This is a genomic window from Acinetobacter sp. V115_6, from assembly GCF_031799025.1.
In the GTDB taxonomy this organism is placed as follows: domain Bacteria; phylum Pseudomonadota; class Gammaproteobacteria; order Pseudomonadales; family Moraxellaceae; genus Acinetobacter; species Acinetobacter pittii.
Genome location: NZ_JAVQNO010000016.1, coordinates 150,677 through 168,782, shown reverse-complemented (window position 1 = coordinate 168,782; position 18,106 = coordinate 150,677). Strand labels below are relative to the sequence as shown.

Below are 18,106 nucleotides of genomic sequence, written 5' to 3'. Positions count from 1 at the left end.
ATGAATACAATTTTATTGATTCCTACAGGCGAAGGGGTTGGCTTAACCTCTGCTTGTTTAGGCATGATTTACGCACTTGATTGCAACGGGATTAAAGCTGGCTTTTTAAAACCATTTTCTCAAGAAGACCAAGAGCATCTTGACCGAACCACTTCATTATTTGGTCACTTATTTCAAAGTAAAACCGTTCAATCTATTTCGCATGAAAAATTAACTCAGCTTATTGCCGCTGGGGAAGTAGATGAATTACTTGAAGAAGCTGTTAGTCTTCACCGTAGCGTTGCAGCAGACCACGATGTCATTATTGTGGAAGGCTTATTACCTAACGGACAAGACCACTTCGCCAGTGAGCTCAACGCAAGTCTTGCACAAGCGCTTGATGCAGAAGTCGTATTGGTCAGCACAGCAGATATTCAAAACCCGAAAAAAGCCGCAGAAAAAGTAGATGCTCATTTACGCCAGTTTGGTGGAGCAGCGTCAAATCGTACCGCTGGTGTACTCTTTATGCGTACCCGTGGATTAACTGAAGAAACAGCACAAATTCCTGTTGCGTTTGATCCATCGTTACGACCGACTGAAGAAATCGCAAAATTTACGACCGAACTGCAAAAATATAATCGCTATTTCGGCTCAAGCGATTTACCAATCATTGGACTGGTTCCATTTAGTAACACGCTAAGCGTACCAAGAACTCTCGATATTGCAAATGTCATTGATGGGCAATGGGTACATCAAGGTGAAGCGAAAACACGTCGTATTTTGCATTCGAGTTTAATTGCTTCAAGCATTGAATATGAACTGAATAAGTTTATTGCAGGCGAGTTGATTATTAGTGCATCTGAGCGTACCGATGTTTTACTCGCAAGTAGTTTGGCAACGAGCAATGGTATTCCTCTGGCAGGTTTGGTACTTACAGAACGAGAAGCGCCAGCACCCGAGCTTTTAGAGTTTTGTCAAAGTGCGATTAAACAAGGGTTGCCGATTTTACATACCCGTTTAAACACACTTGAAACTGCACAGCGTTTATCCAATTTTGGTAATGAAATTCCCGTCGATGATACTGAACGTGCTGAGCAAGTGACTCGTTTTGTTTCAAGTCATATTGATGTTGAATGGCTTAAACAGCACAGCAACAATGCTGCTACCCCTCGCCTGTCGCCATCGGCTTTCCGTCATGAACTGGTGCAAAAATCAATTGCAGCGAAAAAACGAATTGTACTACCTGAAGGTGATGAACCACGCACCATTCAAGCTGCGGCAATTTGTCAGGCACGTGGTATTGCTGACTGTATTTTGCTGGCTAAACCAGATGTAGTACAAGATGTTGCAAAAGCACGCGGCATTGAATTACCTGCCGAATTGGCAATTGTTGACCCTGATAGTATTCGTGACCAATACGTTGCACCAATGGTTGAGCTACGTAAAGGTAAACTCAACGAACTTCAAGCGAAAGAACAGCTTCAAGACACCGTAGTGCTTGGCACCATGATGTTAGCTTTAGATCAAGTTGACGGTTTAGTTTCAGGTGCGGTACACACCACAGCAAATACGGTTCGCCCAGCATTCCAGCTCATCAAAACAGCCCCTGATTATTCACTGGTTTCATCAATATTCTTTATGCTTTTGCCAGATGAAGTTTATGTATATGGCGACTGTGCGATTAATCCAGATCCAACCGCAGAACAACTTGCTGAAATTGCAATTCAGTCTGCTGACTCAGCGAAAGCTTTTGGAATTGATCCGCGTATTGCCATGATCAGCTACTCAACTGGTACTTCAGGAACAGGCGCTGATGTTGAAAAAGTACAGCAAGCAACTCAAATTGCTCAACAACGTCGTCCGGACTTACTGATTGATGGTCCACTTCAATACGATGCAGCTTCAGTTGAAAGTGTGGGACGTCAAAAAGCACCAGACTCACGCGTTGCTGGCCGCGCAAATGTATTTATTTTCCCAGATTTAAATACAGGTAATACCACTTACAAAGCAGTACAACGTGCTGCAAATGTAGTCAGTGTAGGTCCAATGCTGCAAGGCCTCAACAAACCAGTCAATGACTTGTCTCGTGGCGCATTGGTAGATGACATCGTCTTTACAATTGCGTTAACGGCAATTCAGGCAGAACAGCAAGCCACCGCCAAATAATTAATATAATTAACCTTTACTACCTCTCGCCATTTGATGTCCGCTCAAATGGCTTTTTTTTATTTTAATCATTCAAAAATAAATAATTTTCCGATCTGTCTCTTTTAAATCACATCAATATGTTCTTATGCGACTTTCGGTCAAAAGATCAACCAATCTCCCACAACACTGTCTTTTTGTCATATAATTTAGCCCGCTAGCTAACAGCCCGCTCAAGAGATTTTCTGGTATGACAACGATTATCAAACAAGATGACTTGATTACATCGATCAAGGACGCCCTACAGTTTATTTCGTACTATCACCCGCAAGACTTTATCCAAGCGATGAGCCGTGCTTATGATCGCGAAGAAAACAAAGCCGCAAAGGATGCAATTGCACAGATTCTAATTAACTCTCGCATGTGTGCGGAAGGTCATCGTCCAATTTGCCAAGATACTGGTATTGTTAACGTTTTCCTTGAAGTGGGCTTAGATGTTAAATTTGATTTAACGATGAGCTTAGACGATGCAGTAAATGAAGGTGTTCGCCAAGGTTACCTTGAAAACAGCAACGTTCTTCGTGCATCTGTACTTGCTGACCCTGCATTTGGTCGTAAAAACACAAAAGATAATACCCCTGCTGTAATTCATTACAAACTCGTTCCGGGTAATAAAGTAGATATTACTGTTGCTGCTAAAGGTGGCGGTTCAGAAAACAAATCTAAACTTGCGATGCTTAACCCATCTGACTCGATTGTTGACTGGGTACTTAAAACTGTTCCAACTATGGGTGCAGGCTGGTGTCCTCCTGGTATGCTCGGTATTGGTATTGGTGGTACTGCTGAAAAAGCCATGATGCTTGCTAAAGAAGCACTCATGGAAGAAATCAATATGGACGAATTACTTCGCCGTGGACCAGAGAACAAAATCGAAGAACTTCGTATCGAAATCTTTGAAAAAGTAAACGCACTTGGTATTGGTGCTCAAGGTCTTGGTGGTTTAACGACTGTTCTTGATATTAAAATCAAAGACTACCCATGTCACGCTGCTGGTAAACCAGTAGGTATGATTCCTAACTGTGCTGCTACTCGTCATGCTCACTTCCAGCTTGATGGTACAGGTGTAGCTCATATTCAAGCACCAAAACTTGAAGACTACCCTTCAGTAACTTGGGACTCTTCACAATCTAAGCGCGTAAACCTTGATACCATTACTCAAGCAGAAATGGATTCTTGGAAACCAGGTGACACATTACTTCTTAGCGGTACAATGTACACAGGTCGTGATGCTGCGCACAAACGTATGGTTGAAATGATCGACAACGGTGAAGAATTACCAGTTGATCTTAAAGGTAAATTTATTTACTACGTTGGCCCAGTTGATCCTGTGGGTGATGAAGTCGTTGGTCCTGCTGGCCCTACAACTGCAACACGTATGGACAAATTCACACGTAAAGTATTAGAACATACTGGCCTATTCGGTATGATTGGTAAAGCTGATCGTGGTCCTACAGCAATTGAAGCAATCAAAGATAATAAAGCAACTTACTTAATGGCAGTTGGTGGTGCGGCTTACCTCGTATCTAAAGCTGTTCGTGAAGCTGAAGTTGTTGCGTTTGCAGACTTAGGTATGGAAGCCATCTACAAATTCGTAGTTGAAGATATGCCTGTTTCTGTTGCAGTTGATGTAAACGGTACTTCAATTCACGCAGTAGCTCCAAAAATCTGGCAAGCGAAAATTGGAAAAATTCCAGTAGTCGATGCAGCAGCTGGCTAATCCAGAAAAGCACCGAATTCGGTGCTTTTTTTATGCCTTCTTTTTTTATTTTAAAATCTGAAAAGAATTGTAACAATTACTTTGTCAATCTGTGCTATTAATGAAAGCACCCTCTCGCCAAATATTGAATATAGGTCATTTCATGACTATTCGCCCTATTCTTAAAAATCTCTCAATCAGCCTTTGTCTAAGCTGTATTACCACAAGTTTGTTTGCCTCTCCTGCCAAGTTAAGTTCAGTTAAAGAACTCATGCAAATGAGCCAAATTGATTACCTGCTTAAAGAATCAATTAATGAATTAACGCCTTACTATGATCAACAGGCAGAACAGATCGTTAGCAATATCACGGGTATCAAAACTTTAGGTCCAAAAGAAAAAGAGGCCGCGAAGAAGTTAGGTTCTCTCTTAAAAGATTCGAGCAATCAGCTCATTAGCAACCCAAAAACCACCCAAGCCTTACAGGATATTTACCTAAAGACTTATACTGAAGAGGAAATTCAGGCTAATCTGAAATTTTTAAAAACCCCAGAAGGCCAATCAATTACACGCAAGAACGTACAAATTATGGGACAAATTTCAGAATATATGATGGAGTTGGGACAGCAAACGTTTAATGACCCTAAAGCACGAGATCATATGCAAGAAGAAATGCTTAAAATTCTTGCACCGTTGATGAAAGATAAAGAAAAGTCTTAACTTTTCTTTATCTTTTGCAGCTCATTACCAAGTTAAAGGATTCCATAATTTAAATGGTTTAATCAGATGTACATCTGATTTCTCATCATATTTGGCTGGCTTTAATTCTTGTGGTTTATGACGGATCTTTCCTGAAGCATCTTCCGCAACAAAATTATAGCTAGAAGATTTAAGCTCGGTAAATGCTATCTCTCTACGTCCAATATTGTCTTGCATTAACATAAATGGACCAGTATGTTCACTTCGGTCCATTTTATTTTCTTCATCATATTTCAAATAATAAGACGTTCCCGCCTCAACAGTGATATCAATATATTTTGGTTCTTGAAAATGGATACCAAGTAAAGGGCGACTCGCAGAAAGACGATACGTTCCTGCTGGTAACTCAATCCAGTAATAATGATTATGTAATAGACTCGGAATGCGCTTACCATTCACAAAGAGATTAATCGCTGCAATTTCCTGACGATTCCATTTTGTGTCTGGTCGATATAGATAAACTACAGCTGCCTGTTCATTTTGTGGTTTGATTGGAGCAAAAGTCTGACCCAATTTTTGGTTGACCCACCCTCCCACAGTAAAACCGCCTAAATGATATTGATCTAATAAACCAGGTTCTTTTTCAACATCAACTTTAGGTAGAGTCGCAGTCAATTCACTCGGATTTTTTTCTAAATGAGATGAACTTTGACAGCCCACAAATAGTCCGGCACAGCACAAAGATACGATTAAATAACGCATGGCATCCCTCAAAGCGTTTTGTTTTTGATTTATTTTTTACACCGCAAAACTATGCGTATTTTGTATTTTTAAGATTAACACTACCCATATAAATTGAAAACAAAAAAAGCATGAATCACTAACGCGATTCATGCTTTTTAGATGAATGAAATCTATGCAGACTTCGAATCAATAACCTTTAAATCTGCCTTAGCAACACTTTCATGCGTTGCAGCTTCTTTAGGTTGGCGTTCAGCCTGATAAACAGGTTCTGCTTCACCATTAATAACTGCTTCATTAATAATGACTGTTCCAACATCTGTACGACTTGGTAAATCATACATAGTTTCAAGCAGTACGTTTTCCATAATAGAACGTAGACCACGCGCTCCTGTATTACGTTCAAGCGCTTTTTTAGCAACAGCACGCAATGCAGAGTCTTCAAAGATCAGATCAACATTTTCCATAGTGAAAAGATATTGATACTGGCGTGTTAATGCATTTTTTGGCTCAGTCAAAATTTGCATTAAAGCTTCTTCGTCTAGCTCTTCAAGTGTCGCAATCACTGGTAAACGACCAATGAATTCTGGAATTAAACCAAATTTCACTAAGTCAGTTGGCTCAACCTGACGGAACAATTCAGCAAGCTTTTTGGTTTCATCTTTGTTTTTAACGTCAGCTGTAAAACCAATACCGCCTTTCTCTTGACGCTGTTGTACAATTTTTTCCAAACCAGAAAATGCACCACCACAAATAAATAAGATATTTGAGGTGTCAATTTGGATAAACTCTTGCTGTGGATGCTTACGACCACCTTGAGGTGGAATCGAAGCAACTGTACCTTCAATCATTTTCAATAATGCTTGTTGTACACCTTCACCAGACACATCACGCGTAATTGATGGATTTTCAGATTTACGAGTAATCTTATCAATCTCATCAATATAGATAATGCCCTTCTGAGCCTTTTCTACATCGTAGTCTGCTTTTTGCAAAAGCTTTTGCACAATATTTTCAACATCCTCACCCACATAACCAGCTTCGGTTAATGTTGTTGCATCTGCCATCGCAAATGGAACATCTAAAAGGCGAGCTAATGTTTGCGCAAGTAAAGTTTTACCTGAGCCAGTAGGTCCAATCAGTAAGATATTACTTTTAGCAATTTCTACTTCTTTAGACACATGGCCATTATGACCAACTTTTAAGCGTTTATAATGGTTATAAACCGCAACAGATAATGTCTTTTTGGCAAGATCTTGACCAATAACATATTGATCAAGCGCAGCACGTATTTCATGTGGTTTTGGCAATGCCTTACTCGCCCAGTCACCTGCTTCAACCTGTTGGCTGGTTTGTACAAGGTCTAAGCAGACATCCACACATTCATTACAAATATATGCGTCCTCACCTGCAATCAGTTTCCCGACTTCAGACTGCGTTTTACCGCAAAATGAACAATGTTTTTGTCCTTGAGGATGTTCGGACATATTCACTCCACAAATAGAATCTTAAATATTAGGGCAAGATGCACTGCATAAATAACTAAATGGAGATCTTTTTCAACATCTCAAGTTATTTATATAAGAAGGTCCTTATGGACGCTTACTTAACACCTGATCAACCAGACCATATTCTTTAGCAGCTTGGGCTGTCATAAAGTTATCACGGTCAGTATCACGAGCAACGGTTTCATAGTCTTGACCACTATGCTCTGCCATTAAGCGGTTCAAACGTTCTTTAATAAAGAGAATTTCACGCGCATGGATTTCAATATCCGATGCTTGACCACGGAAACCACCCAATGGTTGATGAATCATGACACGGGCATTTTCTAAACAATAGCGTTTGCCTTTAGCGCCCGCATTTAACAAGAATGCACCCATTGAAGCAGCTTGCCCCATACAATATGTCACGACATCAGGCTTAATAAACTGCATCGTGTCATAAATAGCCATGCCCGCTGTCACAGATCCACCTGGAGAGTTGATATAAAGGTGGATATCTTTATCAGGATTTTCAGCTTCTAAAAACAACATTTGGGCAACAATCAGATTTGCCATGTTATCTTCAACTTCACCTGTCAAAAAAATGACGCGCTCACGTAAAAGTCGTGAATAAATATCAAAAGAACGTTCGCCGCGAGAAGATTGTTCAACCACAACAGGAACTAAAGCATTTTCAATTGTTGGAACATACATACGTTATTTATTCCTAAATTTTTTGTGACTTAACCTATGGCAACAATATGCGGGATAATTTCTCAAATTGCAAAAGGTTCGCACTGAAATATTATATTATTTATACCTAAGTACTTAATGCCGCACTCTAATTGATCACATAAAGAAAAACAAAAAAGGCGCCTCAGGCGCCTTTTTCTGACTTCTTAAAAGATTAGCCCATACGGCGAGCTTGTTGTTCTTTCAATAAGTCATCATAAGATACAGCTTTGTCAGTCACTTTAGCACCAGCTAAGATGTGATCAACAACTTGATCTTCTAATACAACTGCTTCGATTTGAGCACGTTGTTGAGCATCATTTTTGAAGTATTCAATCACTTCAGTTGGATCTTCGTAAGAAGAAGCCATGTCGTCAATGTAAGCATCAACGCGAGCTTGGTCAACTTCAAGTTTAGCATCAGCTAAAACTTTGCTTACCAATACGCCAAGCTTAACAGAACGCTCTGCTTGTTCTTTGAACAATTCGTCAGGAAGCATGCTCTTGTCAAAAGATTGCGCGCCTGCACCACCAAATTGTTGAGTGAACTGTTGAACCATTTGTTGACGTTGGCGGTCAATTTCTTGCGCAACCATTGCAGTTGGAACTTCAACTTCGTTCGCAGCAACAAGTGCATCAAAAGCAGCTTGTTTAACTTGGTTACGTAAACCATTGCGAACTTCACGTTCCATATTCTTACGAACGTCAGCTTTTAATTTCTCAACGCCTTCTTCTTCAGTTACACCGAAGATTTTCAAGAATTCAGCATCAATTTCTGGAAGTTTTGATTTTTCAACTTGCTTCACAGTGATTTTGAACTGAGCTGCTTTACCAGCCAAGTTTTCAGCTTGGTAGTCTTCTGGGAAAGTAACATCAATTACTTTCTCTTCACCAGCTTTCATACCAATGATGCCGTCTTCAAAGCCAGGAATCATACGACCTGAACCTAACACAAGTTTAAAGTCTTCAGCAGAACCGCCTTCAAACTTCTCACCATCGATAGTGCCTTCAAAGTCAAAAGTCACTTGCATGTCTTTTTTCGCCATACCCTTGGTTACAGCCCAAGTTTGACGTTGTTTTTGCAAGTTTTCGATCATAGCGTCAACGTCAGCGTCTTTAATTTCAGCTGATTTACGTTCAACTTCTAAGCCGTCAAATGCTTTTACTTCAACTTCTGGATAAACTTCTACAGTTGCTTCAAAAACTAAAGCGTCTTCTTTATGTTCAACTTTCTCAATGTTCGGCATACCTACCGCATTGATTTTTTCTTGTTGAATTGCTTCAAAAACGCTATCACGAATGATGTCATTTACAACTTCTTGATAAATGCTTGCACCGTATTCGCGACGAACAACGTTTTCAGGTACTTTACCTGGACGGAAGCCGTTGATCTTCACAGTTTTGGCAGTGCGCTTCAAACGAGCTTCAAATTGCTCGTTAATACGGCTCGTCGGTACAGACACATTTAAACGACGGGCAACGCCCGAAACCGCTTCAGTCGTTACTTGCATGGCTTCCTCGATAAAAATTAGTTAGTAGGAACAGTTTTTAAAAAAGTGCTGTATTATATGACAACTTTCAAGATATACAAAATTAACCGATCACTTCATGTAAGTGAAGGACATTATTCTAGTAAATTTCACAGTAATTTTATGATTCTTTAAATATTTTTCATAAGTACTTAAGTAAAACTAATTTTTTAGTTATTCTTTATAGATCTAAAATTACAATTAAACTTTGAATTTAATCGTTTTAATAAACAATTACCAATAATCAGTAGATTAGCTACATAAAAGTACATTTCCCCATTCAATCATTCACTTTTCCTTCACAATTCAATTGGCAAATCCAATTAACACAAACTGTACATATAAATAAGAATTATTATTATTCGCATAACCTTTTAGTTTTAGAGTCCTGAAGTTATGTCTTTGATTAGAACACGTAAAAAAATTGTTTCTTCTGCAATAGCTTCATCGCTATCAATGATTGCAACAACAGCCATGGCGCAAGAAACAGTTTCACAATTACCAACAATTCATACTAAAGCGACTCAAGAAGAATCTTTAAAAGTAGATCAGTCTGCAAACTCTAAATTCGTAGCTCCTCTCAAAGACACACCAAAATCAGTCTCTATTCTTTCTCAAAAATTAATTAAAGATACAAACTCTAATACCCTACTCGAAGCATTACGCTATGAGCCAGGCATTACTTTAGGTGCAGGTGAAGGCGGCACACCGTTTACCGATATGCCTTACATTCGTGGTTATAGCGGTCAATCTTCTATTTATGTTGATGGTGTTCGTAATACAACGTCTCAAAATCGCGATATGTTTGCCATTGAACAAGTAGAAGTCATCAAAGGCTCTTCTTCTGCTCTTGGTGGTGGTGGTAGCGTTGGCGGAAGTATTAACTTAATTCCTAAAGTTGCTCATGAAGGTGACGTTTATCAAGGCAGTATCCAAGGCGGTACTGATAACTATCGTCATATCCAACTTGATGCCAACAAAGACTTTGGAAATGGCATTGCTGGTCGTGTAGTTATCATGGGTCACGAAAATGAAAAAGCTGGTCAGAGTAACGGCGCTGAATATGCTCGTGCCGGTATTGCCTCAAGTCTTGCATTTGGTTTAAATACGGCAACTCGCGGAACACTGAGCTACTACTATTTACGTAGTAATGATGAACCTGATGCCGGTATCCCATTTAACAATGCAAATCCAACAACTCCTCCTCCAGGAGTGACAGTAACACCTGGTGATGGTAAACCTGTTGATGTAAAAGCAGGAACCTACTATGGTTGGAAAGCACGTGATTTTGATAAACGTGAAAACCATATTGGTACATTTAAGTTAGAACATGATTTTAATGAAAATCTTACCTTATCGAATGTAGCAACTTACAACAAATCTAAATCTGATTATGTTTATACGAATGCTGATGACTCTAAAGGTAACATTTACAGAGGCACAATCGCTCGCCGCGCTTTAAGCCGTATCTTAGATAGCGATGCTTATAGCGATCAGCTTTCTTTAAGAGGTAAATTTAATACTGGTTCATTAATACATTCTTTTAATGTCGGAACTGAATGGAGCTTCCAAGAGACCGACCAAGGTGTATATACATTTACTAATGCTGCAGGTGAAACCACATCTACTATTTTAGACAGCAATATTAAAAATTGTACTTCAGAAGCTGCGGCGGCAAATGGTTGGTGTACGAGTTTAAATAATCCAGGAAATGGTGCATTTACAGATAAACGTGGATCTATTAAAGCACAATCTACGACACGTAGTCACAATGTAGGAGTCTACGCTTTAGATAGTATTGAATTTAATCCACAATGGTTACTTAACCTAGGTGTTCGTTGGGATAAATTTGAAACTGAGAAAAAATATAATAAGGATGTAGGTGGGCGTACCCCTCATAAAGCTGGTGATAAGCTAGAAAGTGATACCGATTATTTCTCTTATCAGGCTGGTTTAGTTTTTAAACCAACAGAAGATGGTAGTATTTATTTAAGCTATGCTACGTCAGCAAACCCAGTAGGTGTGCTTGCTGAGGGTGACACAGGTTCAGATTCTATTAGCGACTCAGGTGCTGCAAGTGCGAGTGCAAATGATCTAAAACCAGAAGAAGCTCGTACTTTCGAGTTAGGAACTAAATGGGATCTATTTAATAACCGTGCTAATTTAACAGCAGCAGTTTTCCGTACTGAAAAGCAAAACACTCGCATCCAGATCGATCCGAATACGACTGCCAATGCAGGTAAAAGTAAAGTTGATGGATTTGAAATTAGTTTGAACGGCAAAATTACTGACAAATGGGATGTTTCTACAGGCTATAGCTATTTAGATAGCGAAATCACAGAAGCTGCATACAATGCAGTTGCTCAAGAAGGTAAGCCATTACCATTTGTAGCGAAAAACAGCGCTACCTTATGGTCTACTTACAAAGTAATGCCTCAATTGACTTTAGGCGCTGGTGTTGAATATCGTGATCAAGTTTTTGTGAACACAACTGCTCCGAAATACTTGCCAACCTACACTATTTACAATGCTATGGCTAAATACGACGTGAACAAGAACGTAAATTTACAGCTTAACATCAACAATATCTCTGATAAGCGTTATTTCACTAGTGCACATGCAGCTCACTACGCATTTGAAGGCAATGGTCGTAATGCTGTCTTAGCGATTAACTTTAAGTACTAAGATTAAATTCCATAATTTATTTATGGAATTAATTGAAGTTCATATAAAATAGCCTCGTCATGAGGCTATTTTTACAAATGAAGTATCTATTTAAAAGGTGTTTGCCGTGATTCATCATATCCCCAATGTTTTAAGCAAAGAGCAAGTTGCCGAGTTTCGTAAGCTCATGAAAGACGCCAATTGGGTAGGTGGGAAAGTGACTGCCGGCACCTTGTCTGCTTCTGTGAAAAGAAATCAGCAACTCTCAGAACAAGACCCTCTTACTCATCATTTAAGTGATCTTGTCATCAAAGCAATTTGGCAAAATCCAGTGTTTCAGGCTGCCGCCCTACCCCACAAAATTATTCCACCGCTTTTTAATCGTTATGATGAACATGAAAGCTTCGGTTTCCATGTAGACAACTCAATTCGCCTTATCCGTGGAACTTCTGAACAGCTACGCACTGATTTATCTTGTACATTATTTTTAAGTGAACCAGATGAATATGAAGGTGGTGACCTCGTTATTGAAGACACTTATGGTTATCACGAAGTTAAATTACCAGCAGGTGATGTCGTACTCTACCCGTCTACCAGCCTACACGAAGTCAGTAGTATTACCTCAGGTACTCGTTTTGCTTCTTTTTTCTGGGTACAAAGTTTGGTCCGTGACGATAGTAAACGCCACCTTTTATTTAATCTTGATGAGAGCATTCGAGAACTACGTAAAGCACACGGCGATAACTATTCAGAAGTCATGAAGCTCACCAACATTTATCATAATTTAATTCGTATGTGGTCAGAACTGTAACTATATTTATTTTTGCCTTTTTAAGACCAGCTAATCTTTTTTACCTTAAGAAGGCAAAAATATGAAAATTATTTCCCACAAAAAACAAAATGGCGCAAAATTAGAAAATTATTTTCTAAACAACTTAACTAAAATTATGATAAGAATTTTGCACAAGGTGTAATCATTGTTTAGATATGATATATCTAAATAACAAGATTACTTGCAAACCACCAAACTTATTATTTCACGGTCTAGAGATGAAAACGAATTACTTGTTTGCCCAGCCTACTCAAGCAAGACATCATCTGCAACTCCTGATGCTGCGCCAAGCGCGCGTATAAAAATTTTGTCTGCTTTTTAAAGCAGCACTTCAAAATTACCTTTAATTTTTCTGAATTAGATACCATATATAACTGTAGATGTTGCCTTTTAAATATATCCAGAGCAACCGCGCTACGAGACAAGGAGTTTTCTCATGATGTTGGCTGACCCTAGCAAAAAATACCGCCGTATGTACCAGCGTGTGGATTTACCAGATCGCCAATGGCCAAATAAAGAAATTACAAAAGCGCCAATCTGGATGAGTACGGATTTACGTGACGGTAATCAAGCAATTTTTGAACCAATGAACATGGAACAAAAATTCAAAATGTTCAAAATGCTTGTGAAAATTGGTTTTAAGCATATTGAAATCGGTTTCCCTTCAGCATCTCAAATTGATTTCGATTTTACTCGCATGTTAATCGAAGAAAATCATATTCCTGATGACGTATACATTGAGGTTTTGGTTCAAGCACGTGACCATTTAATTGAACGTACTTTTGAATCTTTGGCAGGTGCTAAACGAGCGATTGTACATATTTATAACTCGAACTCTCCAACCTTCCGTCAAAAGGTGTTGAATGTAGATGTTGATGGCGCAAAACAATTAGCAATTAATGCTGCTCAAAAAGTTAAAGAGTATGCGGCTCAATATCCTCAAACTGACTGGATTTTCCAATACAGTCCAGAATGTTTCTCTGCAACTGAATTAGAAGTCGCTAAAGATGTCTGTGATGCCGTCACAGAAATCTGGGATGCACGTCCAGATCATAAAGTTATTTTAAACTTGCCAGCGACTGTCGAGGTTTCTACACCAAATGTTTATGCAGACCAAATTGAATGGATGCATCGTAATTTGGCACGTCGTGATGGCGTAATCATTTCTGTTCACTGCCACAATGACCGCGGCTGTGGTATTGCTGCATCAGAACTTGCCATTATGGCGGGTGCTGACCGTGTTGAAGGCTGTGTGTTTGGTAATGGTGAACGTACAGGTAACGTTGACGTTGCAGCAATTGCATTGAACATGTATACCCAAGGCGTAGCGCCAGAGTTAGATTTCTCTAACATTAATGAAGTGATTGCAACGGTTGAAGAATGTACTGGCTTACCGGTACACCCTCGTCATCCATATGCAGGTGACTTGGTATTTACCGCATTCTCTGGTTCACATCAAGATGCAATCAAAAAAGGCTTCGAGTACCAGAAAAATGAAGAAATCTGGGATATGCCTTACTTACCAATCGACCCGAAAGATTTGGGCCGCGACTATGATGCTGTAATTCGTGTAAATAGTCAGTCTGGTAAAGGTGGTATTGCGTATTTATTAGAGTCGAACTACAACGTTGTATTACCTCGTCGTTTGCAAATCGAGTTCAGTCAAGTTGTTCAACAATATGCTGATGAGAACGGTACAGAAATTAATGCTAAAGAAATCTGGACCTTATTTAAAGACACTTATGTTGATGTGAAAAACCATCATTACACAGTTAAAAACTACAAGTTATCTGACATTAATGGCACTCAAATTATCGAACTTGATGTAGATGTCGAAGGTGAAACACAACAGCTTCGTGGTGAAGGTAACGGGCCAATCTCTGCATTCTTAAATGCACTTCAATTACCAATTGACGTATTGAACTATGAAGAACGTAGTATTAGTTCTGGTGCAAATGCGAAAGCATTAACCTTAATTGAGCTTCAAGTAAAAGGTACAGGTAAAGGTTCATTTGGTGCTGGTGTTCATGACAATACAGTCACCTCATCCATTGAAGCAATTATTGCGTGTACCAACCGTTTGATTGATCAAGGTGTTTTAAGTACAGATCAGGTTGTTGCCGCCGCTGTTTAATTAAAAAAAAGACTTTGGAAAGGATACCTAGCTTGGTATCCTTTCTTTTTATTCCTGAAAGATTTAAAAGGCGAAATGTTCCCGTGTCTTTTCCAACTGATTCAGTGGGGTTAGTCACTCCGCAAAAGTTCCAATTTGAAGAACCATTACACCTTGAATGTGATCGTGTTTTGCCACGTTTTGAACTAATGGTCGAAACTTACGGCACTTTAAATGCTGATAAATCAAATGCAATTTTAATCTGTCACGCTCTTTCCGGACATCATCATGCAGCGGGTTATCACCACGAAGATGATAAAAAAGCTGGATGGTGGGATAGTTGTATTGGCCCGGGTAAGGCAATTGATACGAATAAGTTTTTTGTAGTTTCGCTAAATAATATTGGTGGCTGTAATGGCTCAACTGGCCCGACCTCACCAAATCCTGAAAACGACAACCGTCCTTACGGACCTGATTTTCCATTAGTAACGGTACGTGACTGGGTTAAAACACAAGCCATGCTTTCGGACCGTCTAGGTGTAGATGTCTGGTATGCAGTGGTCGGTGGATCATTAGGAGGCATGCAAGCACTACAATGGTCCGTAGACTACCCTGACCGCCTACAAAAATGTGTGATTATTGCCAGTGCACCAAAGCTTTCAGCACAGAATATTGCATTTAATGAGGTTGCTCGTCAGTCAATCTTATCTGATCCAGATTTCCATCATGGCCGTTATTTAGAAAATGATAGTTACCCGAAACGCGGACTAATTCTGGCTCGCATGGTAGGTCATATCACCTATCTTTCAGAAGAAGCCATGAAACAAAAATTTGGCCGTGATTTAAAATCTGGCAAATTTATGTACGGTTTTGATGTCGAGTTTCAGGTCGAAAGCTATCTACGTTATCAAGGTGAACAGTTCAGCCGTAACTTTGATGCCAATACCTATCTCATCATGACTAAAGCTTTAGATTACTTTGACCCATCTCGTGAATACGGCCATTCTTTAACTGAAGCGATGGGCAAAACTAAATGCCAGTTCTTGATTGTCTCGTTCACAACTGACTGGCGTTTTGCACCAAGCCGCTCACAAGAAATTGTAGATGCGCTTATTACCAATCATAAACCTGTAAGTTATCTCGACATTGATGCTGAACAAGGTCATGACTCCTTCTTATTCCCGATTCCACTGTATGTCAAAACCATGCGCGCTTTCTTAGGCGGTGAAGAACACTTGAAATCGACGTCACTGGAGGCAAGCTAATGCGTATTGATCAACAACTGGCAGAAAAGTGGATTAAACCCGGCTCAAGCGTACTCGATTTAGGGTGTGGTGACGGTGAATTACTCGCTCATATGAGCCAAAAGCATCAAATTCGTGCTTATGGTTTAGAAATTGATCAAGAAAAGATTGCAATTGCCGTCAGTCGCGGGTTAAATATTATTCAACAAGATTTGAATCTCGGCTTAAGCCGCTTTGCAGACCAGTCCTTTGACTATGTGGTTATGGCACAAGCTTTGCAAGCCGTAGATGCACCCGATGTTTTATTAAGAGACATGGTGCGTGTGGGTAAACAGGCAATTATTACTTTTCCAAACTTTGCACATTGGAAGACTCGCTCTTTTCTTGCATTAAAAGGAATGATGCCTGTATCGGATGCTCTACCATATATGTGGTATAACACCCCCAACATTCATTTATGTACATTTAAAGATTTCGAAGCACTATGTGCTGAAAATCAGATACAAATTATTAATCGACTCGCCGTCAATGGAAATCAGCAGGGAAGCCTGTTAAGCAAACATGTTCCAAATTTGTTTGGTGAAGTCGCTATTTATCGAGTGAGTGCACTATGAAAAAGACATTATTTAGCACACTATTTGCAGGACTGCTAAGTATGCAGGCTCATGCAGATTATATCGCCCAGCCACAATCGGTTGCGAGTCAGGCCGCACGCTTTTCAACAATGGGGATTAACGATCTTCAGAAAGCGGCAAAAGCTGGTCAAGCAGGCGCACAGTTTTACCTTGGTACCCATTACCAATATGGTAAAGATGTAGCAAAAGACGATAAACAAGCTTTCGCATGGTTTAAAGCAGCAGCCGATCAAGGTTTATCACCAGCACAATTAAACGTAGGCCGCATGTATGCCGACGGTATTGGCGTTAAAAAAGATGAGTCTATGGCTCGTAAATACTTTGAAAAAGCAGCAAGCAATGGTGATAATCGTGCAAGCTATAACCTTGCGATGATGGAAGAGCAAAAGAAAAACTACGTTGGTGCTTACCAATGGTATGAGCTTTCAACTCGTGATGGCATGCTCGACAATAAAGTGATTAGCCTATCTGAAGGTAAGAAAACTGCTCTAGCTGCGAACTTAACTCAAGAACAAATCCGTACAGCTCGTGACCGTGCGGACAAATGGATTCAAGCACAATAATAACGGTTCATCCGTAAAAAAACCTTACTCGACTAAAGCCACCTTGTATGCTCTACAAGGTGGCTTTAGTTTAGGTTATCCCATTTTATATTCTATTTGTTTTCCTCTATATCCCCTTCCAAAAAACACGTAACATAACTGCTGTTCGATATTAGCTATAAAGTTTGGTTTTATTATGTCTACCCCACATTGGTTTGATCAGGGCAGTTTAGTTCTTGCCAGCAATAACAAAGGTAAAGTCGCAGAGTTTGAAAAACTTTTTGAACAGCTTAAGTTACCAGTAGAAATTATTCCTCAAGGTCGCCTTAATATTCCTGATGCAATTGAAGATGGTTTAAGCTTTATTGAAAATGCCATTATTAAAGCTCGCCATGCCTCTAAAATTTCAGGTAAACCTGCTATGGCTGACGACTCTGGTATTTGTGTACCAGTCTTAGGCGGCGCACCTGGTATTTACTCAGCACGCTATGCTGGAGAGCATGGTGACGATGCAGCTAACAATGCCAAATTATTAAATGACCTTTTGCCATTTCGTAAAAATGGTGAAGCGATTGAAGGTATGTTTGTATGTGTACTTGCTTTAGTCACTCATGCGGAAGACCCATTACCACAAATTTTCCAAGGCATCTGGTACGGCGAAATTTTAGAAGCGCCACGTGGCGAAAATGGCTTTGGTTATGACCCACTGTTCTGGTTGCCTGAGCTACAAGTTTCTAGCGCTGAACTTTCTAAAGAAGACAAAAACAAGATTAGCCATCGTGGACAAGCGATGCAGTTATTTAGAGAGAGCTTGCAGAAGTAAGCTGATCACATGGCCACAATATGCAGCGTTAAAACATATTAAACTTTGTATAGGCAAATCTTACTTTTCAAAGATGAAAAGTAAGCAAAAATCTTTTGTTAGACTGATGGCACATCCTTGTGCCACAGTCTAACTGGCAGCATCCATGCCGCCTTCGCACAAGCAAATTTAGGAAACTTAGAATTAAATAA

14 protein-coding genes are annotated in these 18,106 nt (G+C 39.6%); 10 read left to right on the top strand and 4 right to left on the bottom strand.

Annotated features, from left to right (window positions below; translation table 11 throughout):
* The 3 genes from pta (at position 1) to RMA94_RS03990 (ending at position 4,598) form a co-directional block, all read left to right on the top strand.
* Positions 1-2,145: a phosphate acetyltransferase gene (gene pta / locus RMA94_RS04000; RefSeq protein WP_311081937.1), complete on the top strand. Its 2,145-nt coding sequence runs from the start codon at positions 1-3 to the stop codon at positions 2,143-2,145.
* Between the two features lie 229 nt (positions 2,146-2,374).
* Positions 2,375-3,901, top strand: a complete 1,527-nt coding sequence (locus tag RMA94_RS03995; protein WP_005302199.1) for a fumarate hydratase — start codon at positions 2,375-2,377, stop codon at positions 3,899-3,901.
* Positions 3,902-4,043: 142 nt separating this feature from the next.
* A complete protein-coding gene (locus RMA94_RS03990) occupies positions 4,044-4,598 on the top strand; it encodes a DUF2059 domain-containing protein (RefSeq protein WP_061874252.1) in 555 nt (184 codons plus the stop codon).
* 24 nt (positions 4,599-4,622) lie between these two features.
* Here the strand turns inward: RMA94_RS03990 and RMA94_RS03985 are convergent, their stop codons facing one another.
* The 4 genes from RMA94_RS03985 to tig all read right to left on the bottom strand — a co-directional run bounded on the left by RMA94_RS03985 (position 4,623) and on the right by tig (position 9,044).
* Positions 4,623-5,339 carry a DUF2846 domain-containing protein gene (locus RMA94_RS03985; protein WP_002115030.1) on the bottom strand — a complete coding sequence of 239 codons (717 nt, stop codon included), beginning with the start codon at positions 5,337-5,339 and terminating at the stop codon, positions 4,623-4,625.
* 152 nt (positions 5,340-5,491) lie between these two features.
* On the bottom strand, positions 5,492-6,805 hold the full coding sequence (gene clpX / locus RMA94_RS03980) for an ATP-dependent Clp protease ATP-binding subunit ClpX (protein WP_002114726.1): 1,314 nt from the start codon (positions 6,803-6,805) through the stop codon (positions 5,492-5,494).
* A 105-nt stretch (positions 6,806-6,910) separates the two neighbouring features.
* Complete coding sequence (gene clpP / locus RMA94_RS03975; protein WP_002114870.1) at positions 6,911-7,516, bottom strand: ATP-dependent Clp endopeptidase proteolytic subunit ClpP; 606 nt, start codon at positions 7,514-7,516, stop codon at positions 6,911-6,913.
* Between the two features lie 193 nt (positions 7,517-7,709).
* Positions 7,710-9,044 (bottom strand): trigger factor, encoded by a 1,335-nt coding sequence (gene tig, locus RMA94_RS03970; RefSeq protein ID WP_002114878.1) that lies wholly within the window; start codon positions 9,042-9,044, stop codon positions 7,710-7,712.
* A 414-nt stretch (positions 9,045-9,458) separates the two neighbouring features.
* On the opposite strand from tig, the gene RMA94_RS03965 reads away from it, so the two are divergent.
* The 7 genes from RMA94_RS03965 to rdgB all read left to right on the top strand — a co-directional run bounded on the left by RMA94_RS03965 (position 9,459) and on the right by rdgB (position 17,915).
* Positions 9,459-11,747 carry a TonB-dependent siderophore receptor gene (locus RMA94_RS03965; protein WP_311081934.1) on the top strand — a complete coding sequence of 763 codons (2,289 nt, stop codon included), beginning with the start codon at positions 9,459-9,461 and terminating at the stop codon, positions 11,745-11,747.
* A 106-nt stretch (positions 11,748-11,853) separates the two neighbouring features.
* The gene (locus RMA94_RS03960) at positions 11,854-12,537 is read left to right on the top strand and encodes a Fe2+-dependent dioxygenase (protein ID WP_311081932.1); all 684 of its coding nucleotides are present in this window, start codon (positions 11,854-11,856) and stop codon (positions 12,535-12,537) included.
* A 457-nt stretch (positions 12,538-12,994) separates the two neighbouring features.
* Complete coding sequence (leuA, locus tag RMA94_RS03955; protein WP_046811427.1) at positions 12,995-14,692, top strand: 2-isopropylmalate synthase; 1,698 nt, start codon at positions 12,995-12,997, stop codon at positions 14,690-14,692.
* A gap of 83 nt (positions 14,693-14,775) precedes the next feature.
* Complete coding sequence (locus tag RMA94_RS03950; protein ID WP_311081929.1) at positions 14,776-15,936, top strand: homoserine O-acetyltransferase; 1,161 nt, start codon at positions 14,776-14,778, stop codon at positions 15,934-15,936.
* Positions 15,936-16,529, top strand: coding sequence for a methionine biosynthesis protein MetW (metW, locus tag RMA94_RS03945; RefSeq protein WP_001217230.1), 594 nt, complete (start codon positions 15,936-15,938; stop codon positions 16,527-16,529). The genes RMA94_RS03950 and metW overlap by 1 nt, the downstream gene beginning before the upstream one ends.
* Complete coding sequence (locus RMA94_RS03940; protein ID WP_005804213.1) at positions 16,526-17,113, top strand: tetratricopeptide repeat protein; 588 nt, start codon at positions 16,526-16,528, stop codon at positions 17,111-17,113. Before metW ends, RMA94_RS03940 begins: the two co-directional genes overlap by 4 nt.
* A 175-nt stretch (positions 17,114-17,288) precedes the next feature.
* The gene (gene rdgB, locus RMA94_RS03935; RefSeq protein WP_125518863.1) at positions 17,289-17,915 is read left to right on the top strand and encodes an RdgB/HAM1 family non-canonical purine NTP pyrophosphatase; all 627 of its coding nucleotides are present in this window, start codon (positions 17,289-17,291) and stop codon (positions 17,913-17,915) included.
* The last annotated feature ends 191 nt before the right edge of the window (positions 17,916-18,106 follow it).